General features: G+C 62.8%; 24 protein-coding genes. 6 read left to right on the top strand and 18 right to left on the bottom strand.

The window, feature by feature from the left end; all coding sequences use genetic code 11:
* The 11 genes from madL to AC07OT_RS16700 form a co-directional block, all read right to left on the bottom strand.
* Positions 1 to 405: a malonate transporter subunit MadL gene (madL, locus tag AC07OT_RS16750; RefSeq protein WP_027606068.1), complete on the bottom strand. Its 405-nt coding sequence runs from the start codon at positions 403 to 405 to the stop codon at positions 1 to 3.
* Positions 406 to 472: 67 nt separating this feature from the next.
* Entirely contained in the window at positions 473 to 1,372 is a 900-nt protein-coding gene (mdcH, locus tag AC07OT_RS16745; protein WP_495108548.1) for a malonate decarboxylase subunit epsilon, read from the bottom strand.
* Complete coding sequence (locus AC07OT_RS16740) at positions 1,369 to 1,965, bottom strand: malonate decarboxylase holo-ACP synthase (protein ID WP_495108547.1); 597 nt, start codon at positions 1,963 to 1,965, stop codon at positions 1,369 to 1,371. The genes mdcH and AC07OT_RS16740 overlap by 4 nt, the downstream gene beginning before the upstream one ends.
* The gene (mdcE, locus tag AC07OT_RS16735) at positions 1,959 to 2,729 is read right to left on the bottom strand and encodes a biotin-independent malonate decarboxylase subunit gamma (RefSeq protein ID WP_495108546.1); all 771 of its coding nucleotides are present in this window, start codon (positions 2,727 to 2,729) and stop codon (positions 1,959 to 1,961) included. The genes AC07OT_RS16740 and mdcE overlap by 7 nt, the downstream gene beginning before the upstream one ends.
* Entirely contained in the window at positions 2,726 to 3,568 is an 843-nt protein-coding gene (locus AC07OT_RS16730; RefSeq protein ID WP_253492464.1) for a biotin-independent malonate decarboxylase subunit beta, read from the bottom strand. The genes mdcE and AC07OT_RS16730 overlap by 4 nt, the downstream gene beginning before the upstream one ends.
* Positions 3,561 to 3,860, bottom strand: a complete 300-nt coding sequence (locus AC07OT_RS16725; RefSeq protein ID WP_065923835.1) for a malonate decarboxylase subunit delta — start codon at positions 3,858 to 3,860, stop codon at positions 3,561 to 3,563. Before AC07OT_RS16725 ends, AC07OT_RS16730 begins: the two co-directional genes overlap by 8 nt.
* Positions 3,860 to 4,693: a triphosphoribosyl-dephospho-CoA synthase gene (locus tag AC07OT_RS16720; protein WP_495108545.1), complete on the bottom strand. Its 834-nt coding sequence runs from the start codon at positions 4,691 to 4,693 to the stop codon at positions 3,860 to 3,862. Before AC07OT_RS16720 ends, AC07OT_RS16725 begins: the two co-directional genes overlap by 1 nt.
* A complete protein-coding gene (gene mdcA / locus AC07OT_RS16715; RefSeq protein ID WP_495108544.1) occupies positions 4,694 to 6,364 on the bottom strand; it encodes a malonate decarboxylase subunit alpha in 1,671 nt (556 codons plus the stop codon).
* Positions 6,365 to 6,654: 290 nt separating this feature from the next.
* A complete protein-coding gene (locus AC07OT_RS16710; RefSeq protein WP_495108543.1) occupies positions 6,655 to 6,915 on the bottom strand; it encodes a DUF6124 family protein in 261 nt (86 codons plus the stop codon).
* Between the two features lie 336 nt (positions 6,916 to 7,251).
* Positions 7,252 to 7,671 carry a hypothetical protein gene (locus AC07OT_RS16705; RefSeq protein ID WP_115485588.1) on the bottom strand — a complete coding sequence of 140 codons (420 nt, stop codon included), beginning with the start codon at positions 7,669 to 7,671 and terminating at the stop codon, positions 7,252 to 7,254.
* Positions 7,649 to 8,032, bottom strand: a complete 384-nt coding sequence (locus AC07OT_RS16700; protein ID WP_193603507.1) for a polymorphic toxin type 44 domain-containing protein — start codon at positions 8,030 to 8,032, stop codon at positions 7,649 to 7,651. Before AC07OT_RS16700 ends, AC07OT_RS16705 begins: the two co-directional genes overlap by 23 nt.
* A gap of 268 nt (positions 8,033 to 8,300) precedes the next feature.
* On the opposite strand from AC07OT_RS16700, the gene AC07OT_RS16695 reads away from it, so the two are divergent.
* Positions 8,301 to 8,588, top strand: coding sequence for a HigA family addiction module antitoxin (locus AC07OT_RS16695; protein WP_495102048.1), 288 nt, complete (start codon positions 8,301 to 8,303; stop codon positions 8,586 to 8,588).
* Between the two features lie 20 nt (positions 8,589 to 8,608).
* Here the strand turns inward: AC07OT_RS16695 and AC07OT_RS16690 are convergent, their stop codons facing one another.
* Positions 8,609 to 9,301, bottom strand: coding sequence for an NBR1-Ig-like domain-containing protein (locus AC07OT_RS16690; protein ID WP_495108542.1), 693 nt, complete (start codon positions 9,299 to 9,301; stop codon positions 8,609 to 8,611).
* A 244-nt stretch (positions 9,302 to 9,545) separates the two neighbouring features.
* On the opposite strand from AC07OT_RS16690, the gene AC07OT_RS16685 reads away from it, so the two are divergent.
* On the top strand, positions 9,546 to 10,181 hold the full coding sequence (locus tag AC07OT_RS16685; RefSeq protein WP_495108541.1) for a LysE/ArgO family amino acid transporter: 636 nt from the start codon (positions 9,546 to 9,548) through the stop codon (positions 10,179 to 10,181).
* A gap of 54 nt (positions 10,182 to 10,235) precedes the next feature.
* On the opposite strand, the gene AC07OT_RS16680 is transcribed toward AC07OT_RS16685, so the two are convergent.
* The 6 genes from AC07OT_RS16680 to pilG all read right to left on the bottom strand — a co-directional run bounded on the left by AC07OT_RS16680 (position 10,236) and on the right by pilG (position 20,008).
* Positions 10,236 to 10,691, bottom strand: a complete 456-nt coding sequence (locus tag AC07OT_RS16680) for a chemotaxis protein CheW (protein ID WP_115485585.1) — start codon at positions 10,689 to 10,691, stop codon at positions 10,236 to 10,238.
* Positions 10,684 to 16,506, bottom strand: coding sequence for an Hpt domain-containing protein (locus AC07OT_RS16675; RefSeq protein ID WP_495108540.1), 5,823 nt, complete (start codon positions 16,504 to 16,506; stop codon positions 10,684 to 10,686). The genes AC07OT_RS16680 and AC07OT_RS16675 overlap by 8 nt, the downstream gene beginning before the upstream one ends.
* Before the next feature lie 97 nt (positions 16,507 to 16,603).
* Positions 16,604 to 18,655, bottom strand: coding sequence for a methyl-accepting chemotaxis protein (locus AC07OT_RS16670; RefSeq protein ID WP_027606079.1), 2,052 nt, complete (start codon positions 18,653 to 18,655; stop codon positions 16,604 to 16,606).
* Entirely contained in the window at positions 18,652 to 19,176 is a 525-nt protein-coding gene (locus AC07OT_RS16665) for a chemotaxis protein CheW (RefSeq protein ID WP_141156221.1), read from the bottom strand. Before AC07OT_RS16665 ends, AC07OT_RS16670 begins: the two co-directional genes overlap by 4 nt.
* Positions 19,177 to 19,188: 12 nt before the next feature.
* Positions 19,189 to 19,554 carry a twitching motility response regulator PilH gene (gene pilH / locus AC07OT_RS16660; RefSeq protein ID WP_014720320.1) on the bottom strand — a complete coding sequence of 122 codons (366 nt, stop codon included), beginning with the start codon at positions 19,552 to 19,554 and terminating at the stop codon, positions 19,189 to 19,191.
* A 46-nt stretch (positions 19,555 to 19,600) separates the two neighbouring features.
* A complete protein-coding gene (pilG, locus tag AC07OT_RS16655; RefSeq protein ID WP_027606081.1) occupies positions 19,601 to 20,008 on the bottom strand; it encodes a twitching motility response regulator PilG in 408 nt (135 codons plus the stop codon).
* A 240-nt stretch (positions 20,009 to 20,248) separates the two neighbouring features.
* Here pilG and gshB point away from each other — a divergent pair, with 240 nt between their 5' ends.
* The 4 genes from gshB (at position 20,249) to ruvX (ending at position 23,280) form a co-directional block, all read left to right on the top strand.
* Positions 20,249 to 21,202: a glutathione synthase gene (gene gshB, locus AC07OT_RS16650; RefSeq protein ID WP_065923845.1), complete on the top strand. Its 954-nt coding sequence runs from the start codon at positions 20,249 to 20,251 to the stop codon at positions 21,200 to 21,202.
* A 77-nt stretch (positions 21,203 to 21,279) separates the two neighbouring features.
* Positions 21,280 to 22,185: an energy transducer TonB gene (locus tag AC07OT_RS16645; protein ID WP_027606083.1), complete on the top strand. Its 906-nt coding sequence runs from the start codon at positions 21,280 to 21,282 to the stop codon at positions 22,183 to 22,185.
* An 88-nt stretch (positions 22,186 to 22,273) separates the two neighbouring features.
* On the top strand, positions 22,274 to 22,843 hold the full coding sequence (locus tag AC07OT_RS16640) for a YqgE/AlgH family protein (RefSeq protein ID WP_027606084.1): 570 nt from the start codon (positions 22,274 to 22,276) through the stop codon (positions 22,841 to 22,843).
* A complete protein-coding gene (gene ruvX, locus AC07OT_RS16635) occupies positions 22,843 to 23,280 on the top strand; it encodes a Holliday junction resolvase RuvX (RefSeq protein ID WP_005792259.1) in 438 nt (145 codons plus the stop codon). Before AC07OT_RS16640 ends, ruvX begins: the two co-directional genes overlap by 1 nt.
* Positions 23,281 to 23,341 lie beyond the last annotated feature (61 nt).

Here is a 23,341-nt window from a genome sequence, read left to right as displayed (position 1 = left end):
TCAGCGACCTCCCGCAGGCACGATCAGCGGCTCTTCGGCGGGCAGAGGCTCGCCCTTGTGCGTACGACTGATCAAGGCGATGGTGCAACCACAGACCACCACCGAACCAATCGCCGCCAGCACCGCGACCGGGCCGCCGTGCAGGGCGGTCACGACGTTCTGTTGCGCGGCCATCGCCACCACCACGGGAATGTACATGGCGCCCCAAAAGCCCACGCCCATCTCGCACTCCTTGGTCATGCCGCCGCGTTTTTGCATCCACAGGCGGGCGCAGATCAGCAGGATCATGGCGATCCCCACCCCGCCCACGTTGGATTTGACGCCCAGCAACACGCCGAGCATGTCACCCATGATCACGCCTGCCAGCGTGCAGATCGCCAGCAATGCCACACCGTAAATAATCATTGTTGTTGTCCTCGAAGTGCTCGATCGAAATTGTTGTTTTTGTGCTTCGACAGCCTTGGGTGGTGCTTTATCGGTGGCGGCGCTCCTCCTCTTCCAGCAGGGCCTGCAAGGTATCCAGGCGTGCACCTTCGCAGGCGATCACGGTGCCTTGTTCGAACACGCGGCGTGACAGGCCGGTGAGCACGGCGCCCGGGGGCAGTTCGATTTGCAGGCGCACACCGCGCTCGTAGGCGCCTTGCACGGTACCCCGCCAGTCAACGACGCGGCACATGTTGAAGGCCAGGTCGTCGCGCAGGTGTTCGGGATGGTGGATCGGCCGCGCGCGGGTGCTGCTCAGGTAGGTAATGCGCGGCGCCTTGAGCGGGACAACTGCCTGGGCCAGGACCTCGGCCGGTTGCGCCAGCAGCGCGCAATGGGACGGCACACTGACGGCCAGGCGCTTGGCGATGCCGTTGCCCTTGATGCGCGCGGCAACACGCTTCATGGCCTCGTCGCTGCCGGCGATCACAGTCTGGTTATCGGCGTTGATATTGGCCAGGTACACCGGGGTTTCGGGGCTGTGGATGTCGGCGAGGAGTGTTTCGACGGTGGATAACTCCACGCCGATGATCGCGGTCATGCCGTAGCCGTGTGGATAAGCGTTTTGCATCAGTTGGCCGCGCAGGCTGACCAGCTTTACCGCATCGGCAAAATCCAGGGCACCGGCGATGACAGCGGCCGGGTAGGCGCCGATGGACAGGCCCGCCACGTAATCCGGGATGCGCTCCAACAGGCGGGCGTGGGCGACGCCGGCGATCAACAGGCACAGTTGCACGGCGCGGGTCGACTCAAGGGCCTGGGCTGAGTCGAGCCGGCGCACGTCTTCGCCCAGGGCATCGCTGGCTTCTTCCAGCACAGGTTCGGGCAGCGACTGGAGCATGCCTGGTCGCTGGGCACCCTGCCCCGGAAACACCAGGAGGCTGCTCATGCCACGGCCTGCCAGGGATCGTCGACCAGGTGCGCGCCGCTGATGGTTTTCAATAGCACGCGACGTGATCCGCCAGCCCATTCGCGCAAGGCCACGGCGCCAAACGGGGTTTGCAGTTGCAGGTCCACAGGGCACACCGCCGTGTCCAGGCTCGCCAGCAGGTCCTCGGCATCGCTGCGTTCAAGGCGCTTGGGCGTACGCAGGATCAAATCCAGATCACTCTGGGCATGCAGTGCTTCGAGGCCGGTGGCCAATTCAAAGCCTGCGCTACCGCTGACGCCCCATGCCTCGTGCACCAGCACCGAACGCAATTGAGCAAGCGCTTGCAGCGCGGGTAAATCCCGTGACGAAACCACGTCGCGCAGGGCTTCCGGTGCAACACGCCGCTGCACCGCCGCCAGCGGCATCTCGGCGGCGAACCGCTGCTCACGCAAACGCCCGCGCACGCCGACCGCCACATGCCCCGGCGCGGCAATGGCGCGGCGCACCACCACGGGATGGCCGGCGCCGAGCGCTTCGAGCACCCAGGCCGGTACATCGGCGGGCGCATGCGCCGGGGTCATGCCCCAGAGCAAGTCGTGGGCGTTCACCATTGTTCCCGCAGCAGTTGGCGAACCTGGCTGGAGGCTGCGCGATTAGTCGCGCCGAGGCGTCCGCGCAGATCGGTGCTGCCGACGTCCTTGATCGCATTCACCAGGCAATCGCTGACCCGCGCTACATCGTCCGCCGTGGGCTGTTCAATCTGGCTGACCGACAAGGTCTCCCACAGCAAACCGAGGCTGGCATAACTGTCGATGTCATAGGCCATGGGCGGCACGCTGGCGGCCAGGGCTTCCAGCTCTTCAACGCTGCGCAAGGTCACCCGCGCGGCCGAGGCCTTGCCCATGGCGTGCACCATCACGCCGGGGTCGCGCAGGGCAATCAGGCGGTTGGCCTGGTAGCCATGGGCGAGGAACGCACCGGACATGGCCTTGCCCACCAGCAGCGCAATCACCGGGTGCCCGGCCAGGCGCGCGCGGGCATAACTGTCGGCGGCGGCAGCCAGGGCCTGGTGGATGCCGAGGGCTTCTTCGCGGCGGCCATAGGCTTGGCTGGGCACATCGACGATGGCGATGATGGGGCACTTGTTGCCGCGGGCGATGGCCTCATCGACGGCCCTGGCCACGCCCCAGCCTTCGAGCAGGCCGACTTCGCCATTGCGTGCCCGAGGGAAGCGGTTTTGCGCGTCGGTCACCACGGCGACAAAGCGCACCTGTTGCTCACCCAATACACCGTCGGCCACCCTCAGCGACGCCGGTAAATCGTCTACAACTGGAGCGCCGGCGCTCAATGCGTTGAACCACTGCAAGCCTCTCATGAGCGTTCTCCCTGATACAGCTCGCGCACCGTCGCCGGGTCGATTTGCGCTACGGCGTCCAACTCAGCCAAACGTGCGAGGTAATCATCGGCCTGGCGACTGCGCTGTTGTGCGGGCAGGCCCTGCTGCAACAACGCGCTGACCGTCTGCTGGATCTGCGCCACATCGTCGGCCACGTAACGGTCCGCCAGGCCACTGTTAAAACGCTGTTCGCCGCCCGTGAGGCTCCAGATAAAGGGACGGTCGCGGGAGTCGTACTCTTCCAGCCCGGCCTCCTGCTCGATCACCTGCGGACCGTTCAGCCCCAGGCGCGCTTCGCGGGTGACGACGAGGTAACTGCACAGCCCGGCCGCGATGGACATGCCGCCGAAACAGCCAACGCTGCCCGCCACTACGCCGATCACCGGCTGGTACTGGCGCAGGTCGACAATCGCCGCGTGTATATCGGCAATCGCGGCCAGGCCGAGGTTGGCTTCCTGCAAGCGCACGCCGCCGGTTTCCAGCAGCAGCACGGCGCGGGTCGGGATGCCCTTGCGGTTGTCTTCGGCGGCCAGCTCCAGGGCGCCGGCGATTTTCGCGCCGCCCACTTCACCGAGGCTGCCGCCCTGGAAGTTGCCTTCAATGGCTGCAATCACCACAGGCAAGTCGCCGATGCTGCCCTTGGCGATCACCACGCCGTCATCGGCCTGGGGCACCACCCCTTGGCGGCTGAGCCAGGGCGACATGACGCGCTGGAACGGGTCGATCAGTTCGCGAAAGGTGCCGGCATCCAACAAGGCCTTGGCCCGCTGCCGCGCTCCCAGTTCCACGAAGCTGTGTTTAGCCAGCAAGTCAGTCATGGCCGATCTCCTCGAAACCCTGTTCCAGGCGCAAACGCACCACGCCGGGGGTGGCACCGAAATCGTGGATATCAATGTTCAGGGCCGGAGGCGTCTGCTCCTGGAAGATGCGTTCGAACAGGTGCTGCCAGCGTTGTTCGGCGCCATTCACCGAGGTCTGTACCTGGATGGTCAGCGTGCCGGCCGTGCCCGGTTCCAGCAGCACTTCCAGGTCGCCCGAGCCGACGCAGCCCACCAGCGCACGGCCTGTTGGCGGCTGCCCGGCGGGGAATTCAAAGGATAAGGTTTCCATCACAACGCTCCGTCGAGGCGGTCGATAAACAGGCAGGCGGCCAACAGGTCGGCGGCGCCACCGGGGGAGGCATTCAGGGCCAAGAGCTGGTTGTCCAGTTCGTGCAGGCTGCGGCGCCCGGCCAGGGTGGCGCTGCCGCCAGCGTCGAGCACTGCTTGGGCGCCGTGTTGCATTGCCTGCAGGCCTGCGGTGCCGGCGCGGTAGAGCACGCAGGTGTCGGCAAGCTCGGTCATGATCGCGAGCAAGGCGTCAAGACGCGCGTTCTGTTCACCGACGTTCTGGCGGCGGCTCTGGCGCAGTTGCGGCAGACCGCGTTGGGTCACGGCGGGGAAGCCCAGTTGCGCTTCTTCACGGGCACCGCGTGCGCCGTAGCGTTGCGCGACCTGGGCGCCGTGGCTCATCGATTGGGGCGCGTAACGGTCGTTGAGCAGGGCCAGTCTGGCGGCGTTCAGCGTTATGGTACGCGGTTCCAGGGCAGCCGCTGCGGTCAGTAGGCCAAGGGCCCAGATCGCACCGCGATGGGTGTTCACGCCGTGGGTGGTGGCAAGCATCGCCTGCTCGCCTTCGCGCCCGATACGGCCGAGGGCTTCGCGCAGCGGCAAGCCGACCTCGCCGAATTCAAGCGCCGCCTCGGCCATTGCCTTGAACATCGGCCACAGCGCCAGCGCCGAGGCGTGCATCAGCCCCAGGTGCAAATCGCTGTGGGCGCCGTTGCCGCGGCGGTCCACCAGGGCGGGCTTGGGTGACAGGTCGGCTTCATCGATCAGCGCATCGACGGCCATATCCGCCAGGCGATCCGCGAGGCTGAGTTCGTGCAGTTTAAGGGCGCGCATTTACCAGCTCCTGAATTTGGCGGGCGGGTTGTACAGGCCACCGGACCACTCCACCAGGTCGGCCACGCTCTTGGCGGCCAACAACTCGCGGGTGGCGTCGGTGCGGCGGATGCCCAAATCTTCGGGCAAGGCGATCAGACCTTCGCGGCGCATGCGTGCGGTGTCCTTGGGGTTGTGGCGCATGCCGATGGCGGTCACCCCGGCGACGGCGGCGATCATCGCCTGGCGCTCTTCCAGGGACCGCGCCTTGTACAGGTAGGCGATGCCTTCTTCGGTAAGCAGGTGGGTGACGTCGTCACCGTAGATCATGATCGGCGCCAGGGGCATGCCGCTTTTACGCGCCACTTCCACGGCGTCGAGGGTGTCGACGAAGGTGGGCTTACCGCCTTCCTGGAAGGTCTCGACCATCTGCACCACGAGCTTTTTGCCGCGTTCCAGCAGCGCTTCCGGCGCGTCGCCGTGGCGCATGTCCAGCCATGCCGGCGTGCCGTGACGACGGCCGCGCGGGTCGTGGCCCATGTTCGGCGCCCCACCAAAGCCGGCGAGGCGGCCACGGGTCACGGTGCTGGAATGGCCGTCGCCGTCGACTTGCAGGGTAGCGCCGATAAACAGGTCCACCGCGTATTGGCCGGCCAGCTGGCAGAACATTCGGTTGGAACGCATCGAACCGTCGCGGCCGGTGAAGAACACATCCGGGCGCGCGGCGATGTAGTTCTCCATGCCCAGTTCGGTGCCGAAGCAGTGCACGCTTTCCACCCAGCCGCTTTCGATGGCGGGGATCAGCGTGGGGTGCGGGTTGAGGGTCCAGTTACGGCAGATCTTGCCCTTCAGGCCCAGGGATTCACCGTAGGTGGGCAGGATCAATTCAATGGCGGCGGTGTTGAAGCCGATGCCATGGTTAAGGGACTGCACATTGTGTTTTTCGTAGATGCCGCGGATCGCCATCATCGCCATCAGCACATGCACCGGCTTGATATGGCGCGGGTCGCGGGTGAACAGCGGCTCGATGTAGAACGGCTTGTCGGCCACCACCACGAAATCCACCCAACTGGCGGGGATGTCGACGCGGGGCAAGTCGCTGACGTCATCCACCAACTGGTTGACCTGCACGATCACGATGCCATCGCTGAACGCGGCGGGTTCGATCAGCGCCGGAGTATCTTCGGTGCTGGCGCCGGTGTAGATATTGCCGGCACGGTCAGCCATGAAACCGGCGGACAGTACGACGTTGGGGATCAGGTCCACCACCAGCCGTGCATAGAGTTCGATGTAAGTGTGGATCGCACCGATTTCCAGCAGGCCGTCTTCGAGCAGTTGGCTGATGCGCAGGGATTGGGTGCCGGCGAAGGAAAAGTCCAGCTTGCGCGCGATGCCCTTTTCAAACAGGTCCAGGTGCTCGGACCGCCCGACGCTGGGCATGATCATGTGCAAATCATGGAGTTTGGCCGGGTCAGCCTTGACCAGGGAGCGCGAGAGGAAGTCGGCCTGCTTCTGGTTGTTGCCTTCCAGTACCACGCGGTCGCCGGGGAGGATCAGCGCCTCAAGCGCCTCGACGATCCTGTCGCCGGGCAAAACCGCCCCGTCTGCGATTTTTTTGACCAGCCCGAGCCGCCGCTGTTTCTCGTCGCGCCGCCGCGTCCAGCGCGAGTCGGGGTTTATTGTTGTTGTCATGGTCGCTCCACGGGTTTGCTGTCGTGGGCTGTACCTTAGGAGTGATTCAAGGGGCCATCAATCAAGCTGGGCGGCGGATCATTACGGCTGGAGTAATGGAGCATCAGTAAACGCTGAGCCGAGCCAAAAGATGATCTAAATGTGGGAGGGGGCTTGCCCCGATGGCGGTGGGTCAGCTAAGTGATGTATCAACTGACACTCAGCCATCGGGGGCAAGTCGAATCGTCGCACCGCCCCTCCCACATTTGTTCAGTGATGCCTGTTAGATAGCGGTCCCAAACAGGGGCTGATCAGTCCCTGTTTGGGACCTTTTCCAGCGAAGGGCTGACCTGCTCCAGTGCCTGATCCACCAACAACTGCCCCAACTCGGCCATTTGCTGGATCCCAAGCATGATGGCGCGCTGGGAAGTGTCCAGGTCGAAGGCCAGGTTGCAGGTGAGTGCATTGAGGGAGGACAGGGTTTCGCTGGCGTTGACCAGCAGGGTTTCGGTGTTTTGGTGGAGGTTTACGGTGAAGAGGCTTGCGGGCGGATTGGGGGTAGGTTTAACCATGATTTACAACTCCGATATGTGATGGAGACTGCCCTTTTCCGCTTGCACGCGAATTAAGGTGGCAGCTGTGCGCAGGTGTGCAAGACCGGGCATATCGGACCCCGGCAGACCCCGAAGGATCTCCCACGCACAGCCGCCATAACAAATACAGCAGGCATAAAAAACGCCCGTTGAATGGCTATGGGCGTTGGTGCGCCGACATGTAACCGGACTTGCACGTCCGTGTCACCGTTTTTTGCGATGACGGGACGAAGACTAGGCGCGCTGACTGCACGCGACAAGTTCATGCACAACCCAAAATCTTGCAGGAAAAATCCGAAGCCAGCAGGCGCAGACCTACAGCCTCATGTCGATGCTCACGCCCCCCAAAGCTTCAAGCGGGTAGCTGCGGTACTCATAAACCTCCCCACGAACAATGAGATGGATGACTCCATCCACCTGGGTCACCTGGACATCAGGCTCCTTGGTTTTTAGAAATGGATGTGCCGACACCAATGACGTGAGTATTTCGTGATCATTGCCCAGATCCTTATGGACGTAGTACCTATAGGAAAAACCTACCGTCGCACCACCCTGACTATCCCGCACGCCATAAATAGAGTTGCCGTTACTCAAGGAATGCTTGAGTACTACCTCATCCAACTCTGGTGTACCGGGACTCATCAACCAACCAACGCCCAAGTACCCGAGACACACCACCAGCAGCCCGTTGAGCAAGACCTGGATCGGCCACTTAATACCCTTGAGCTCTGGCATACTCGATACCCTCCTTGATCCAGTACTGGTCGCTATGGTCATCGCCATAGGGCGCATCACCCCACCAGTCCCCAAACTCCGGCCGAGATGTCCCCGCCGCTTTTTGCGCAGCACCCGCCGCTCTAAGCAACACACCTTCGGAGATACCCAACACCGTTCCGGTAACCCCATAGTTAAAGTTGCCGAACGCCTCGTACTCGCGACTTTTCTGTTTGTAATCCCAAGGACCACGCCCCCTGACCTGTGAGTAAAACCATGAATAGGTGAACGCCGAACCAGGCTTCAAATGCATCCTACGGTTGTTGGCCAGGGCGATATTGTCTTGCAGCGAAACGCCTGGGGGCATTGGAGGGACAGCCATATGCGAATCCTTGCTGATGGAGTTGAGTATCAAAAGCTAGCACTCAAAAATCAGCAAAAGCACCGAATCAGCACTTACAGAAATTTCATACAGCCATTCGATCAAAGCCTGATGTACGGACACAGCTTGTAGCATCCACGAGTTACCGACAGGCACGACAGAATGTTCCGACAGGTCTTTCAGGTTGTTGCTCGGAACCTGCCTCTCTAGCCTTTTTCGTCCAAATCCACCACGGGCGACCATCGTGAATCCGAACTCTAAACCCAATCTGCGTATGCACAACCCACCTCACCCAGGCGAAATTCTGCTTGAGGATGTAGTCCCGGCCCTCGGTATTACCATCACCGAAATGGCCAGACGCCTTGGCTTCGCCCGCGAGACTTTTTCAAGGATCTTGCATGGCCACGCCCCCGTCAGCCCAGACCTTGCCGTCCGGTTGGAGCGAGCCGGCGTAAGTACTGCGCAGTTATGGTTGTCGATGCAAAGTGCCCACGACTTGTGGCAGGCCGAGCATCGGGAGCAGCCGGTGATTGAGCGGTTTGCGCGGATTGACTAAGGAAAAAGCCAACCGGACGCTCAACGCGCCATGACGTTAACCACTACATGCAAAATGAACGCAGGCCCGTAACAAGGTTTCCCCTGCTCATCCTCGATTCTCCAGACTGAAGCCACCGTGCAGGTCTCCTTGGGTGCTGCAAACTCCACACTGATATGCACCGGCTGGCCCGGCAGCGTATCGGCAATAGGGAGTTCGCTGTGCAGGCTACGCAGATGAATATCCATCACAACCTCCAACTGACCCTGTGGATCGGTGCGGCGGGCAATCACATATTCCCTATCAACACGCACCAGTCGTCGCCCGCGCCAGGGTCGTGTGCCCAGGTTCTGAATCTCCCAGGTTTTCTGAAAAACTTCCCCCGGCAACACGACGGCTTGATCAGGCGTCGTGACATCGGCATTGAACACAGCAACGTCCTCCGGATCATCAATACCTGCAGCCCGATTGGTGGTAGCCATTGAGCTCCCATTAGCGGGCGCGCCAGTCAGGTCAGCGAAGTAGCGAAACAGTAGCAAGGGAGAAACCTGCAATGCCTTTGCCAGCTTGATCAGCGTACGCACCGACGGGTCCCTGGAGGCCCCAGCCGCTAGACCGTACAGGTAGGTTCTGGAAATTCCCGCCTCCTTGGCCAGCGCAGTCAGGGGCTTGCCCAGCTCGCGGCTGCGCCGTGCAACCAGTGACCTGAGGGTATCTCGCGTTCTTATATTCATACGAAGTTTGCGGTTCCCATTTTTAGGTGAACGTCATTTCTTTGTCCGCCAAAAAAGACAATTTGTCCGCCGCCACGTGTCTTGAACCATGCACACTCGCCACCTGCTGGCGATGTTGTGAAGGACACGGATGGCACCCTTTTAGCCGGTCATATCCAGTGTCGTAGTTTCTCGCATGCTTGCGAACTTAGTGTTTGTTGCATTCCTTTACATCTGAACTGATACCCAAGCGGTCGAGCACTTCATGACTCCAGACCTCAACGCCTTTTATCTCGAAGGTCTTCTACTGGGCATCGGACTGTTCGCCGCTCCTGGACCGAAGGACACCCTGGTTATTCGCCAGGGTGTCAGTCGCAGCCCTGTCTGGGGTGTGGTGGCGGTATGCGTGTTCGCCGATATCATCCTCATCGCTCTTGGGGTCATGGGCTTGGGCTCGTTGCTCGGCAGCAAGCCGGGTCTGGTGGCGTTCCTGCTGCTGTCGGGAGCGGCTTATCTGTTGTGGTTTGGCGGGCAGCGGTTATTGGCTTGTGTGCGTAACCAGTCGATGCCAGACACTCGAAGCAACCTCACCTCACAACGGGGATTGCTGCGCACGGCGGTGATACTTGGATTTGCCAATCCCTATGCTTGGCTGGATACCGTGGTGCTAATTGGCTCTATTGGTGCGGCAAAACCCGTCAGCCAACAAGCGCTCTTTGCCGGCGGAGCAATGACCGCGTCGCTGGTGTGGTTTGTGGTTTTAGCGTTGGGATGCCAAAGGTTGACGGGGCTATTTCGTTCGGCAAAGGTCTGGCGTTTGTTGGACGCGGGCGTGGTGGTTTTGATGGTGTACCTGGCGGGTATGCTGATTGCTGATTTTCATCTGCTGCAGCGTCTCTGAACGGGAAAGCGCCCTCACCACAGGGACCTTTCACTTCTATGGAGAAGGCGCAGCTCAGGCCAACCCGGACTCCACCAGCAGCGCCTCCAACCCCATCAAATCCGGCACCTTAGCCACATGTTCCCCCACCTGCACCGCCGCCAGTTCCAGCGGGCACAGCGGCACGTCCACGTAGCTCAATTCGCTATCGAGCTTGTACGACCGTGGAATCCCCTGGATCACCAGCGCAATGAACTTCAACGTCGGTCGCCCGCCCAGTGCATTCAACACCACGATCCGCGAGCGTTCGCCGGTCACGCTGGCCTCGCCGCACGCTGCTTCAAAGCTGATCAACGGGATTTGCCGATCGCGCCAGGTCACTTGCCGCAAATACCACGGCGGTGCATCGCTGGCCGGTTCGCCGCGTTGGAAGTCGATCAACTCGGCGATGGCGACGTTGGGCAGTATCAGGTGGCGGTCGGCCAGGGGCAGGAGCAGGCCGGTGAGTTGGCTGGTACGGTGGTCAAGCACGGGATTTGCTCCAGTAGGCGATGCTTTCGAGCAGCACCGATTCCTGGTACGGCTTGCCCAGGTAGTCGTTGACGCCGATGGCCATGGCGCGGTCGCGGTGTTTCTGGCCGGTGCGGGAGGTGATCATGATGATCGGCAGGCGCATCAGCCGGGGGTCGTTGCGCACCTGGATGGCCACTTCGAAGCCGTCCATGCGCGGCATTTCGATGTCGAGCAGCATCAGGTCGGGGGTATGTTCCTCGAGCACGGCAAGGGCGTCGATGCCGTCCTTGGCGGTGAGTACGTTCATGCCGTTGCGCTCCAACAGGCGGCTCGTGACTTTGCGCACGGTGACCGAGTCGTCCACCACCAGCACCAGCAGCGGGCGTTTTTTCAGCGGGTCGTTGAGGATCAGCGGAGCATCCACCGCCTGGGCCGGCAAGGCCGGTTGCCGGGCGCGGATGTGCGCGAGCAGGTCGATGATCAACACCACGCGCCCATCCCCCAGGATGGTCGCGCCGGATAACCCCTGCACCCCGGAAAACTGCGGGCCCAGGCCCTTGACTACAATCTCCCGGGTGCCGGCCATGGCGTCTACATGCACTGCCACACGGCGCTCGTTGCACTGCACCAGCAACACCGGCACGGGTTGATACTGGCCCAGTAATTTCGGGCGACCGACGGTGTGCAGCAGGTCACCCAGGTAAAACAGCTCGTAGCGTTGGCCGGCATATTCATAACACGGCGGATCCTGCTGGTAGTGCCCCGCCAGCTCATGGGGCAGCACCCGCACCAGACCTTCGATGGTGTTGAGCGGAATCGCGTATTGATCGTCCGCGCAGTGCACCATCAACGCTCGGTTGACCGACACGGTAAACGGTAGGCGGATGCGAAAGTGCACGCCCTCCCCCGGTGTCGAGTCAATGAACATCGAGCCGCCGAGCTGGCGCACTTCTTCGTGTACCACGTCCATGCCCACGCCACGCCCGGAAATCTGCGTGATCTTTTCCGCCGTGGAGAACCCCGGCTGCAGGATGAACTGCAACACATCACGGTCGCTCATCTCTTGATGAGGGGCGAGCAAACCGCGCTTGATCGCCTTGCGCCGCACCGCATCCAGAGGCACGCCGGCGCCGTCGTCGCGCATATCGAAAACGATATCGCCGCCTTCGTGGGTCAGGTCCAGGGTGATGCGGCCCTTCTCCGGCTTGCCGGCCAGCAGCCGCGCATCGCGGGACTCCAGGCCATGGTCGACGGCGTTACGCAGCATGTGTTCCAGCGGTGCCGCCATGCGCTCCAGCACATTGCGGTCCATCTCGCCCTCGGCATTGCCGACGATGAATTCCACGTCCTTGCCCAACTCGCCCGCGACCTGGCGCACGATGCGCTTGAGGCGCGGCAGCATGCGCTCGAAGGGCACCATGCGCGTGCGCATCAGGCCTTCCTGCAACTCGGTATTGATGCGCGCCTGTTGTTGCAACAGGTCATGGGCGTCCTCGTTGCGGCGGTCGAGGGTGTCCTTGAGGTCGAGCAGGTCGGACGCCGACTCCGACAGTGCCCGGGACAGCTGCTGCAACTGCGAATGACGGTCCATTTCCAGCGGGTCGAATTCTTCATAGCCCAGGCGCTCGGCCTCGGCCTGTTGACGACTGAGGATGCGCCCCTGGGTTTCGGTGTCGAGGCGGCGCAGTTGGTCGCGCATTCGTTCGATAGTGGTTTCCACCTCATGCAGGGCAATGCGCGCATCGTTGACTTGCTGCTCGATACGACCACGGAAGATCGAGGTCTCGCCGGCCAGGTTGACCAGGTCGTCCAGCAGTTCAGCGGAAATCTTCACCATGTCGGCGCCGGGATCAACCACCGCTTCGGCCTTGCCTGCGGGCAGCGCCACGGGCGTCACGGGCTCATCGCTGGGGTGCACCAGGCTCTTGATACGTTCGATGAGCTTGTCCACCGAACCCACCGGCAGCCCATCCGCCACGGCGTCGATCATCTGCGCCAGGCGGTCGTGGCAGCCCTGCAGCAACGCGAACAGTTCGGCGGACGGCGCGAGCAAACCGGCGGACAGCCCTTCGTAGAGAAATTCCAGCTCATGGGCCAGGTCGCCGATCGGTCCGATCTCGACCATGCGCGCGCCGCCCTTGAGGGTGTGCAGGTCGCGCAGCAGGGTTTCGACTTCCTGGCGATTGTTAGGCTCGGCCTGCCAGCGCAGCAAGGCGCTGCCGGAGCTGTCGAGAATGTCGGCGGCTTCTTCGAGGAAGATGTCCAGCAACTCGGGGTCGGTGCCCGGCGTTTCCGCAGGTGGAGCGGCCTGTGCAGCCGGCATGCCGCCCTGGCGTAGCGCGCGCAACCGGGCGACCAGTTCGGCGCTGTCGCTCAAGGGTTGATGGTGCTGCAGTTCCTCCAGTTGCAGGGCCAGTCGCTCATGGCTGGCCATCAGCACCTGCGACAGCTCGCTGGAGTAGCTGTAGCGCCGATCCACCAGGCCTTCGTACACGCACTCCAATTCATGGGCCAGGTCGGCCACCGGTCCGATGTCGGCCATGCGCGCGCCGCCCTTGAGGGTGTGCAGGTCGCGCTGCAGGGACGACAACGGCGCGGCACTGTCCGGCTCCAGCAGCCAGCGTTTCAGGGACTGCCCCGCACTGTCGAGGATATCCACGGCTTCTTCGAGGAAGATCTCCACGAGTTCATCGTCGATCCACGTTTCATCCTGCAGTTGCGCGGTGGCGGCGCCCAGTTCGGAGATGCTCAGGGCGCGGCTGCCGTCGCTTTTGATCAGGCCGGTGGCAGAAGGGTCCAGTGCATCGTCCAGCAGTTCGCGCAGGGCGTGTACACGTGCCGGAGCCGGGATGATTTCCTGGCCGGCGGCCAATTGATCGAGCATGCTGATCAGCGCCTCATGGGCCTGTTCGGCCTCATGGAAAAACCGCTCGCTGACCGCCAGGCTGCTTTCTTCCACGGCGCCGTAGAGGTCGAGCAAGGCTTCGCAGAGTTCATCGATGGCGTGCAGGTCAGCAACATGCGCGCCCTCCCCCAACGTAGTCAATTCATCCAGCAGCGCGGTGAGTTCCTGGCGTTCGCCGGGGTGCTGCTGCCAGCGGCGCAGCAGGCTTTCGGCGTCGAGCAGAATGTCCATGCCCTGGGCCAGGAAGTTGGCGATCAGTTGCGGGTCGCGCTTGATCCGCAACCCCGTGTTGGGGGCGTCGAGCAGCGCGGCCAGTTGATGGTCGAGCAGGGCCTGGGTACGGCGGATCAAGTCATCCGCGCCCTTGATCGGCACCAGGGGATCGCGGTCCAGTTGACGCAACCCACGCTGGAACAGGCCTTCGGCTTCCAGCAGCAACTCGACTTCGTCCAGATCCAGCGGCAGGCGATGGGCCTTGTATTCGCGGGTCAGGTGATCCAGTGGGCGCACCAGCTCGGCGATCGGCAACACGCCGGCCATGTAGGCGCTGCCCTTGAGGGTGTGCAGGGCGCGTTGCAGTTCATCGCTGACTTGCAGCGGCACATGCTCGGCGGCCTGTTGCAGGAAGTGGTTGAGGCTGTCCAGATGGCTCTGGGCTTCGTTGCGGAAGATCTCCAGCAACATCGGATCGTGGGGTTCGCCGACCGACGCTGGGGCGCCGTTGGCCCAGGCGTGGGCGCGAGCGGCCAGGGCGTCGACCTCATCGCGCTGGTGTTGCTCGCCCGTCGCGAAGTCGGCGATCAATGCCGGCAGCAGGGCCACGGCGTCATCCAGCACCTGTTGGATCTCGGGGCCTAGGGCCACGCTGCGCTCGAGCACACGGTTCAGCAGGTTTTCCACGGCCCAGGCCAATTCTGCCAGCACCAGGGCGCGTACCATGCGGCCGCTGCCTTTCAGGGTGTGGAAGGCGCGGCGCATTTCGCCCTGGGCGGTTTTGTCCGCACTGTTGGGCAGGTGGCGGTGCAGCACCTCAAGGACTTCCTCGGTTTCTTCGAGGAAGACATCGCGCAGTTCATCGTCGATGGGCGCTTCATCGGCCGGCGGCGGCAGCAGGCTACCGGGGCGTTGCAAGGCTGGCGGATTGAGGCGCGACGTGGGGTTGGCCAGTGCGTCGAACTGCGACTGGCTGGGCGCAACCTCGCTCGACAGCGCGCCATCGGGTGCTGCCAGCGCCTGGCGCCAGGGTTTTTCGGCGGGCAGGTAGCCCAGCGCAGCCAGGCTTTGGGTGGCCATTTCCAACACCCGTTCACCGGCGGCGTCCGGGTCCTGGAGCATGCGTTCGAGGTAATACTCCAGGCTGCTGATCACGTCAGCGAAATGCCCCAGTTGCAGCTCCGACGGCGGGCTGTCGCTGACCATCAACTGTTCGTCGACGTAATCGGTGCAACCGCGCATCAGGCTTGCCGCGCGGGGCAAGGGGATCATCGCCAGCGCGCCGCGCACCTGGCTCAGCAGTTCCGGCAGGGATTCCAGGCGCTGGCGGTCCCAATCGGCTTCGATACAGTCGATCACCAGCTCCTTGGCTTGCTGCAGGCACTGGCAGGATTCGCGGATGACCAACTGGTGGATCTGGGTCAGGTCGGTGGTGGGCAGGCGGCTCTCTTCATGGCCTTCCGGCTCGACGGTGCCGACCATTCCCGCCAGCGTGGCTTCCACATAGAGCAGCGCGCCGGCGACGTCCATCAACACCGCATCGTTGGGCTCGCGATGCCCCTGGGCCAGGCTCAATACCACCGCCAGCTGGTCGATGATGACTTTGCGCGGCTGGCCAAACCCCAGCACCGCGAGGGTATCGGCAATCTGTCGCAGGGGCGCCAGCAGCGCGTCGAGGTCGCTCGTGTGCTGGCGGTCGCTGCGCACGAACAGGTCGAGGCGCTCTTTGACCCGCACCAACTCTTCACACAACGCACCGAGCACCGAGCCCATGGCGTTGCGATCCGGCCCGGCAAGGCGCGCGCGTTCGGCGTCCACCACCGTGCTATCGGGCAAGGCCTCATCCAGGCTGTAGCGCTCTTTCAGACTCTGCATGCGTGGGGTCGGCCGGGTGACTTTGGCGACGTAAAACAACAGGCTCTTGAGCAGTTCATCCGGTGCGGGCTGGTTGATCCCGCCGATGCCCTGCGCCAGCAGGCGCTTGAGCTGCTTGTCGCTGGCCTTGAGCAGGCTGCGCAGCGCAGGGCTGTTGGCGACCACGCCGGTGAGCATGCCCTCGACCAGCGCCGACGCCACTTGCCACAGCGGCAACAGCGGCGCGCCCTGGCACAGCGCCTCGAGGCGCGCGAACACCCGCGCCATGTCTTCCAGGTTGCTCGGCCCGTGGTCTTCACGCAGCAGCCCGGCGAGGGCTTGCTGCAACAGTTGATGCCACTGGCGCAGTTGCGCCTGAAGGTCGGCCGGCGCGCGTTGGGCCAGGATGTCATCGGCAAGCGGCGCAATCGACAGCAGGGGCGGGCTGAACAAGCTGGTTTCCGACAGCAGGCTTTCGCCGTGGGCGCTGCGCAGGTCGTTGAGCAGCGGCAGCACCACCAGCGGTAAATCACGGCGGGCGCTGTGCACCCGGTCAAGGTACAACGGCAGTTGGCCCAGGGCCTGTTGCAGCAGGCGGATACTTTCCTCGCGCTGGCCGACATGCCCGGCCTGGAGCGCCAGGGCCAGCTCCTCGATCTCTTCGGCCAGCAGCGCCGCGCCGTAGAACTCGACCATTTGCAGCGCACCATGCACCTGGTGGATAGCGTCCAGGCACTGGCTGATCACGCCATCGTCGTGGGTCTCGACAAATGCATCCAGCGCCGAACGGGCCTGTTTCAGGGTTTCGGCAATGTCGCCCTTGACCCATTCGAGGGCCACGTAGTCGTGCCGATCAACCATAACTGCTCCGCTTAGAATTCGTGGGTTGCCTGGATCTCAAAGCCAATAGAGATCTAGTGTGGGAGGGGGCAAGCCCCTCCCACATTTGGATCGCATTTCAATCATCAACCTGTTTGGCCGCTGGCAGGGTGAAACCCGACACCGACCTGCGCAACTGGCTGGCCATCTTCGCCAAGTTGCCGATGCTTTCGGCGGTAGCGGTGGAGCCCGATGACGTCTGCGTGGTGATCTGTTGGATCACGTTCATGGTCAGGGAGATCTGCCCCGCCGATGAGGTCTGTTGCTGCGCCGCGTTGGAGATGCTCTGGATCAGCGCGGCCAGGGTTTTCGATACGCCTTCGATCTCTTCCAGCGCCACCCCGGCGTCCTGGGCCAGCCGTGCACCGCGCACCACTTCGGTGGTGGTCTGCTCCATGGAAATGACGGCTTCGTTGGTGTCGGCCTGGATCGCGCGCACCAGGGTTTCAATCTGCCGGGTGGCCGCCGACGAACGCTCGGCCAGCCGTTGCACTTCATCGGCCACCACCGCAAAGCCGCGCCCGGCATCCCCGGCCATGCTCGCCTGGATCGCGGCGTTGAGGGCGAGGATGTTGGTCTGGTCGGCAATGTCGTCGATCAGGCTGACGATGTCGCCAATCTCCTGGGACGACTCGCCCAGGCGCTTGATGCGCTTAGCGGTGTCCTGGATCTGTTCGCGAATATTGTCCATGCCGTGGATGGTGTTGTGCACCACCTCGTTGCCTTTGTTGGCGATTTCTACCGAACGTTCCGCCACCGCCGAGGATTCGGCCGCGTTGGCCGACACCTGGTCGATGGACTGGGCCATCTGGTTGATCGCGGTGGAAGCTTCGGCGATCTGCTGGGCCTGATGCTCGGAGGCCTGGGCCAGGTGCATGGCGGTGGCCTGGGTCTCTTGCACGGCACCCGCCACCTGCCCGGCGGTGAGGTTGATGGTGGCCACCAGGTCGCGCAGTTGGTCCACGGAATAGTTGATGGAGTCGGCGATGGTGCCGGTGAAGTCTTCAGTCACCGAGGCGGTCACGGTGAGGTCGCCGTCGGCCAGGTCTTCGATTTCATCGAGCAGGCGCATGATCGCGTTCTGGTTGCGCTCGTTCTTCTCGGCGGTCTCGTGCAGTTGGCGGTTGGTTTCGCGCACCATCACCAGGCCGATCAGGATGATCGAGGCCAGCGCCAACAGGCCCAGCACATAGCCGCCGATGGTGTCGAAGCTGCGTCCGCTGGCGAGGTTTTCAAAACCGGTGGCCAGGTGCGAGGCTTCATCGAGCAGGGTTTGCGACAGGTTGAAAATATTGCTCGCCGAGGCGCGGACCTGGAACAGCTGTGGCGAGGTTTCGAGAATTTCATCCACGGAGCCGGAGACAAACTCGAACAACTCGGCGATTTCCGCCAGCCGCGCGCGGGCATCGCGGTCTTCGACCTGGGTGATGCGCAGCCCGGGGTTGCCGTTGAGCATGCCATTGAGCACCTGCCCGAAGCGATTGGCGTCGCGGCCAAAGGTGTCGGCGGCCTGGACGGCGGTTTCGTCACCGGCCAGCACCGTGTTGACCGCGCCCAAGATACGCTCGGCCAGCAGCGACTGGCGCTGGGCCAAGGCCACCTGGCTGGCCGGCGCGCCGCGTTGCAGCAGGATGTCGACGACCTTTTCCGATTCCATCTGCAATTGCGGTACGGTTTCGGCGAGGGTCGCGGCCACTTGGTGCAGTGACAACACGGTCTGTTCGCTGGCGAGGATCGCGTCGGTGTTTTTCAGCAGTGCCTCCCAGTCGGTCTGCACCGCGCGCATTTCGGCACGGACCGCACTGGGCGCAGCGGGCAGGCCGGTTTCCGGGTCGCCTTTTTTCAGGTAGCCCCAGCGTCGGGCAAAGTCGTTGCGCGCATCGCCCAACAGCTTGAATGCGGCGGCCTTGCCGGCGGCGGCCTCGGTAGCATTCTTGGCAATGCGTTGGGACAGCACGCGCAGTTCACCGGCGTGGCCGATGTACTGCTTGTCGTAGGTGGACTGGGTGTTGAGGTAAGCAAAGTTGGCGAACAGCAGCATGATGAACACGATCAGCGCGATAAACAGCACGATGATCTGTGAACGGCTACGTGAGCCGGCCTGGGGTTTGGGCGTAGTAGCGGTGGTCATGCGGCGACATCCATGAAGCCAGGGGCCTGGGCCAGGGCGAAGGGGCTGAAGACCTGCCACAGCGGCTCACCATCGAAGTGACCCTGGATAAACGGCGCGCTGGGGCTGGTGTTCGCCAGCAAGGCGTCTTGTGCAAAATGCTGCATCCCCACCACCTCATCTACCAGCAGCCCGACAAACAGATCGTTGTATTCCACCACCAGCACTCGCCGTTGCTTGCGCGCCTTGGACAGCTCAAGGCCAAGGAAGCCGCCGAGGTCCATCACCGGCAACAAACGCCCGCGCAGGTTAGCAACACCCTTGACCCAGGCCTTGACCCCGGGCATTAAAGTGCAACGCGGCTCATGCAGGACTTCGGCGACTTCGCCCATGGGCGCGACATACCAATGCTGCCCCAGGCGAAAGCCAATCCCGCTCCAGCGTTGCAGGCGGGTTTCCTGGGATGGCAGGTCGGCGGCCAGCAGGCGGCAGCGGCGGTCGATGTCCAGCAGCAACTCGAAGGCGGTTTGCGACTCGGTCATGATGGCGTGCCGTCAGCCGGCCAGCACCTTGTTCAGGGTGGCGATCAGGGTTTCCTCGTCCACAGGCTTGGTCAGGTAATCCTTGGCACCCTGGCGTGCGCCCCAGATCTTGTCGGTCTCCTGATCCTTGGTGGTGATGATGATGATCGGGATGCCGTTGGTTTCCGGCTCCTTGGACAGCTGTCGAGTGGCCTGGAAGCCATTGAGGCCCGGCATCACGATGTCCATCAGCACGGCGTCGGGCTTTTCCTGGCGGGCCAGGGCCACGCCGTCGGCGCCGTTCTCGGCCTTGAGGACCTGATGGCCGTGCTTTTCCAGCATGCCGGTCAGTTTGTACATTTCGGTCGGCGAATCGTCGACGATCAGAACACGTGCCATGGTTTTCCCCACTACATTGGTCGGCACCGGCCCTTGTGAGGCGGCGTCAGTGTGCTTGTTCCACTGCGGCGAACCCGGGCACATAGGCCTTGATCGCACTCAGCAGCTCTTCCTTGCTGAAAGGCTTGGTCAAAAACTGATCGACACCCACGATGCGCCCCTTGGCCTTGTCGAACAGGCCGTCCTTGGAGGACAGCATGATCACCGGGATCGACTTGAACACCGGGTTGTTCTTCACCAGGGCGCAGGTCTGATAGCCATCCAGGCGCGGCATCATGATGTCGACAAAGATAATGTGCGGGTGATGATCCACAATCCGGGCCAGGGCATCGAAACCGTCGATGGCCGTGATGACATCGCAGCCCACGTTCTTCAACAGCGTCTCGGCGGTGCGGCGGATCGTCTTCGAGTCGTCGATCACCATCACTCTCAAGGCGTTGGAATGCTGTTCCATATCTGCTCTACCATCGCCACAGCGAATCGGTTTTCGGTGTGTACTGCCTGATGTTGCACAGGATGAGCGCCGCAGGCCTTGGAATTCAAGGGCTGCTGCGCCGTGGCAGTCTTTTTAGCACAGTCTCGGGGAGCAATCTATCGAGGCACCCGCCCGGTGGTTTTTCCTTGACCCACAACAGCCGCAGCGCCACTCTGACGCCACTTTTATGCGCCCCAATTTTGCTAGAGGAAATCCCCCATGAGCGTTCGCGTCGGCATTGTCATGGACCCTATCGCCAGCATTTCCTATAAAAAGGACAGCTCGCTGGCCATGCTCCTGGCCGCCCAGGCCCGCGGCTGGAGCCTGTTCTATATGGAACAGCGCGACCTTTACCAGGGCGACGGCGAGGCCCGTGCACGCATGCGCCCGCTGCAGGTGTTTGCCAACCCCGAGAAGTGGTTCGAACTGCAGGACGAAATCGACAGCCCCCTGAGCGACCTCGACGTGATCCTGATGCGCAAGGACCCGCCGTTCGACATGGAGTTCGTCTACTCCACCTACCTGCTGGAGCAGGCCGAGCGTGCCGGCGTGCTGATCGTCAACAAGCCGCAAAGCCTGCGCGACTGCAATGAAAAGCTGTTCGCCACGTTGTTCCCGCAGTGCACACCGCCCACCGTGGTCAGCCGTCGCGCCGACGTGCTGCGTGAATTTGCCGCCAAACACGGTGATGTGATCCTCAAGCCGCTGGACGGCATGGGTGGCACCTCGATCTTCCGTCACCGCGCCGGCGACCCGAACCTGTCGGTGATCCTCGAAACCCTGACCGCCCTGGGCACCCAGCAGATCATGGGCCAGGCCTACCTGCCGGCCATCAAGGACGGCGACAAACGCATCCTGATGATCGACGGCGAGCCGGTGGATTACTGCCTGGCGCGTATTCCGGCGGCGGGCGAGACCCGTGGCAACCTGGCAGCCGGTGGTCGTGGCGAAGCGCGGCCGTTGTCCGACAAGGACCGCTGGATCGCCAGCCAGGTTGGCCCGACCCTGCGGGAAAAGGGTTTGCTGTTTGTCGGCCTTGACGTGATTGGTGAAAACCTCACCGAAATCAACGTCACCAGCCCGACCTGCATTCGCGAGATCGACAACGCATTTGGCACGAACATCGGCGAAATGTTGATGGCCGCCATCGAACGCAAGCTGCAGGCCAAGTGATATAGAACAGCCGGACACACACCAACATTGCGCTATCATGCCCGACCTGTGAAACGCGCGATGTTGGTTTTTTTGTCATGACACTCCCGTCCGATCTGCCCTCCGAACTCTCCCACAGCGGCGTGCGCCCGGCTGATCGGCTCGGATTTACCCTGTTTCTCGCGGCATTGATTCACCTGGCCTTGATCCTCGGCGTGGGTTTCACCATGGTCGAGCCCAAGCAGATCACCAAGACCCTGGAAATCACCCTCGCCACGTTCAAGAGTGAAAAGAAGCCCGAGAAGGCGGACTTTCTCGCCCAGGACAACCAGCAGGGCAGTGGCACCCTGGACAAGAAGGCGATCCCCAAGACCACCGAAGTGGCGCCCTTCCAGGACAACAAGGTCAATAAGGTCACACCGCCGCCGGCGCCCAAGCCTGAAGTCAAACAGGCCACGCCCAAGCCCACGGTGACCACCGTCGCACCCAAGCCGCAAAAAGCCCCAGTCCAGCGCGAGAAAACCAAGACCGAGCCGCAACCCGAGCCCGTGAAGCCGGCGCCGACGTTCGACAGTTCGACACTGTCCGACGAAATTTCCAGCCTGGAGGCCGAACTGGCCCATGAACAACAGCTGTACGCCAAGCGACCACGCATTTACCGCTTGAACGCCGCTTCGACCATGCGCGACAAGGGTGCCTGGTATAAGGACGAGTGGCGTAAGAAGGTCGAGCGCATCGGTAACCTCAACTACCCGGAAGAGGCTCGGCGCCAGCAGATCTACGGCAATTTGCGTCTTTTGGTGTCGATCAACCGCGACGGCACCTTATATGAAGTGCAGGTGCTGGAATCGTCCGGTCAGCCGCTGCTGGACCAGGCCGCCCAACGCATCGTGCGCCTGGCCGCGCCCTTTGCCCCGTTTACCGGGGACTTGAACGATGTGGACCGCCTGGAAATCATCCGCACCTGGAAGTTTGCCAAGGGTGATCGCCTTTCCAGCAACTGAACGCGCCGTCCTACAGAAAAGCCGACAGCACTGTATTCGGGTCACGTCCAGCTTGTCAGTTCGCCCCTCCAACGCCACACTAGCGGACATGAAAAATGTCAGCCCGACCTACCTCAAGCACCAATTCCTGATCGCCATGCCCCATATGGCCGACCCGAACTTTGCGCAGACCTTGACCTACATCGTCGAGCACACGGCCAATGGTGCCATGGGGCTGGTGGTGAACCGCCCGCAGGCGCTGAACCTGGCCGATATCCTTGAACAACTGCGCCCGGAGGTCGACCCACCGGCCCGTTGCCAGGGCGTGCCGATCTACATCGGCGGGCCGGTGCAGACCGATCGCGGCTTTGTGCTGCACCCCACCGGGCCGAAGTTCCAGGCCACGGTGGACCTGGACGGAGTCTCGCTGTCCACCTCCCAGGACGTGTTGTTCGCCATCGCCGACGGCGTGGGCCCTGAGCAAAGTGTGATCACCCTGGGTTACGCCGGCTGGGAAGCCGGGCAACTGGAAGCCGAACTGGCCAGCAATGCCTGGCTGACCTGCCCGTTCGATGCCGACATCCTGTTCAACACCGCAAGCGAACTGCGCCTGGAAGCCGCCGCGGCCAAGCTGCGGGTCAACCTCAGCCTGCTGACCAGCCAGGCGGGGCACGCCTGATGGCCTTGCGTCTGATCCTCGGTTTTGACTACGGCACCAAGCAGATCGGCGTAGCGGTCGGCCAGGTCATCACCGGCCAGGCCCGCGAGCTGTGCACCCTCAAGGCCCAGAACGGCATACCGGACTGGAACCAGGTCGAAGCTCTGATCAAAGAGTGGAAGCCCGATGCCGTAGTGGTCGGCCTGCCCCTGAACATGGACGGCACCCCCAGCGACATGTGCCTGCGCGCCGAAAAGTTCGCCCGCCGTCTTAATGGCCGCTACAACCTGCCCTTCTATACCCACGATGAACGCCTGACCACCTTTGAAGCCAAGGGCGAGCGCCGTGACCGTGGCGGCCAGAAAGGCAGCTACCGCGACAACCCGGTGGACGCCATCGCCGCCGCCTTGCTGTTGCAGGGCTGGCTGGACGAAAACACTGCTTTATTTGAATCCTGACTGACGCGGCTTGCCGCGTCTTCTTACGTTTGAGCCCGGACCTTGTCGTCGCCTCGGCCGC

The organism is Pseudomonas sp. GW821-FHT09C10 (assembly GCF_059418085.1).
This window is presented reverse-complemented; position numbering and strand designations above follow the sequence as displayed.

What these genes read in the sequence shown, in the direction of transcription:
- madL (WP_027606068.1), bottom strand. Translation starts at nt 405, where the DNA reads ATGATTATTTACGGTGTGGCATTGCTGGCGATCTGCACGCTGGCAGGC.
- mdcH (WP_495108548.1), bottom strand. Translation starts at nt 1,372, where the DNA reads ATGAGCAGCCTCCTGGTGTTTCCGGGGCAGGGTGCCCAGCGACCAGGC.
- AC07OT_RS16740 (WP_495108547.1), bottom strand. Translation starts at nt 1,965, where the DNA reads ATGGTGAACGCCCACGACTTGCTCTGGGGCATGACCCCGGCGCATGCG.
- mdcE (WP_495108546.1), bottom strand. Translation starts at nt 2,729, where the DNA reads ATGAGAGGCTTGCAGTGGTTCAACGCATTGAGCGCCGGCGCTCCAGTT.
- AC07OT_RS16730 (WP_253492464.1), bottom strand. Translation starts at nt 3,568, where the DNA reads ATGACTGACTTGCTGGCTAAACACAGCTTCGTGGAACTGGGAGCGCGG.
- AC07OT_RS16725 (WP_065923835.1), bottom strand. Translation starts at nt 3,860, where the DNA reads ATGGAAACCTTATCCTTTGAATTCCCCGCCGGGCAGCCGCCAACAGGC.
- AC07OT_RS16720 (WP_495108545.1), bottom strand. Translation starts at nt 4,693, where the DNA reads ATGCGCGCCCTTAAACTGCACGAACTCAGCCTCGCGGATCGCCTGGCG.
- mdcA (WP_495108544.1), bottom strand. Translation starts at nt 6,364, where the DNA reads ATGACAACAACAATAAACCCCGACTCGCGCTGGACGCGGCGGCGCGAC.
- AC07OT_RS16710 (WP_495108543.1), bottom strand. Translation starts at nt 6,915, where the DNA reads ATGGTTAAACCTACCCCCAATCCGCCCGCAAGCCTCTTCACCGTAAAC.
- AC07OT_RS16705 (WP_115485588.1), bottom strand. Translation starts at nt 7,671, where the DNA reads ATGCCAGAGCTCAAGGGTATTAAGTGGCCGATCCAGGTCTTGCTCAAC.
- AC07OT_RS16700 (WP_193603507.1), bottom strand. Translation starts at nt 8,032, where the DNA reads ATGGCTGTCCCTCCAATGCCCCCAGGCGTTTCGCTGCAAGACAATATC.
- AC07OT_RS16690 (WP_495108542.1), bottom strand. Translation starts at nt 9,301, where the DNA reads ATGAATATAAGAACGCGAGATACCCTCAGGTCACTGGTTGCACGGCGC.
- AC07OT_RS16685 (WP_495108541.1), top strand. Translation starts at nt 9,546, where the DNA reads ATGACTCCAGACCTCAACGCCTTTTATCTCGAAGGTCTTCTACTGGGC.
- AC07OT_RS16675 (WP_495108540.1), bottom strand. Translation starts at nt 16,506, where the DNA reads ATGGTTGATCGGCACGACTACGTGGCCCTCGAATGGGTCAAGGGCGAC.
- AC07OT_RS16670 (WP_027606079.1), bottom strand. Translation starts at nt 18,655, where the DNA reads ATGACCACCGCTACTACGCCCAAACCCCAGGCCGGCTCACGTAGCCGT.
- AC07OT_RS16665 (WP_141156221.1), bottom strand. Translation starts at nt 19,176, where the DNA reads ATGACCGAGTCGCAAACCGCCTTCGAGTTGCTGCTGGACATCGACCGC.
- pilH (WP_014720320.1), bottom strand. Translation starts at nt 19,554, where the DNA reads ATGGCACGTGTTCTGATCGTCGACGATTCGCCGACCGAAATGTACAAA.
- pilG (WP_027606081.1), bottom strand. Translation starts at nt 20,008, where the DNA reads ATGGAACAGCATTCCAACGCCTTGAGAGTGATGGTGATCGACGACTCG.
- gshB (WP_065923845.1), top strand. Translation starts at nt 20,249, where the DNA reads ATGAGCGTTCGCGTCGGCATTGTCATGGACCCTATCGCCAGCATTTCC.
- AC07OT_RS16645 (WP_027606083.1), top strand. Translation starts at nt 21,280, where the DNA reads ATGACACTCCCGTCCGATCTGCCCTCCGAACTCTCCCACAGCGGCGTG.
- AC07OT_RS16640 (WP_027606084.1), top strand. Translation starts at nt 22,274, where the DNA reads ATGAAAAATGTCAGCCCGACCTACCTCAAGCACCAATTCCTGATCGCC.
- ruvX (WP_005792259.1), top strand. Translation starts at nt 22,843, where the DNA reads ATGGCCTTGCGTCTGATCCTCGGTTTTGACTACGGCACCAAGCAGATC.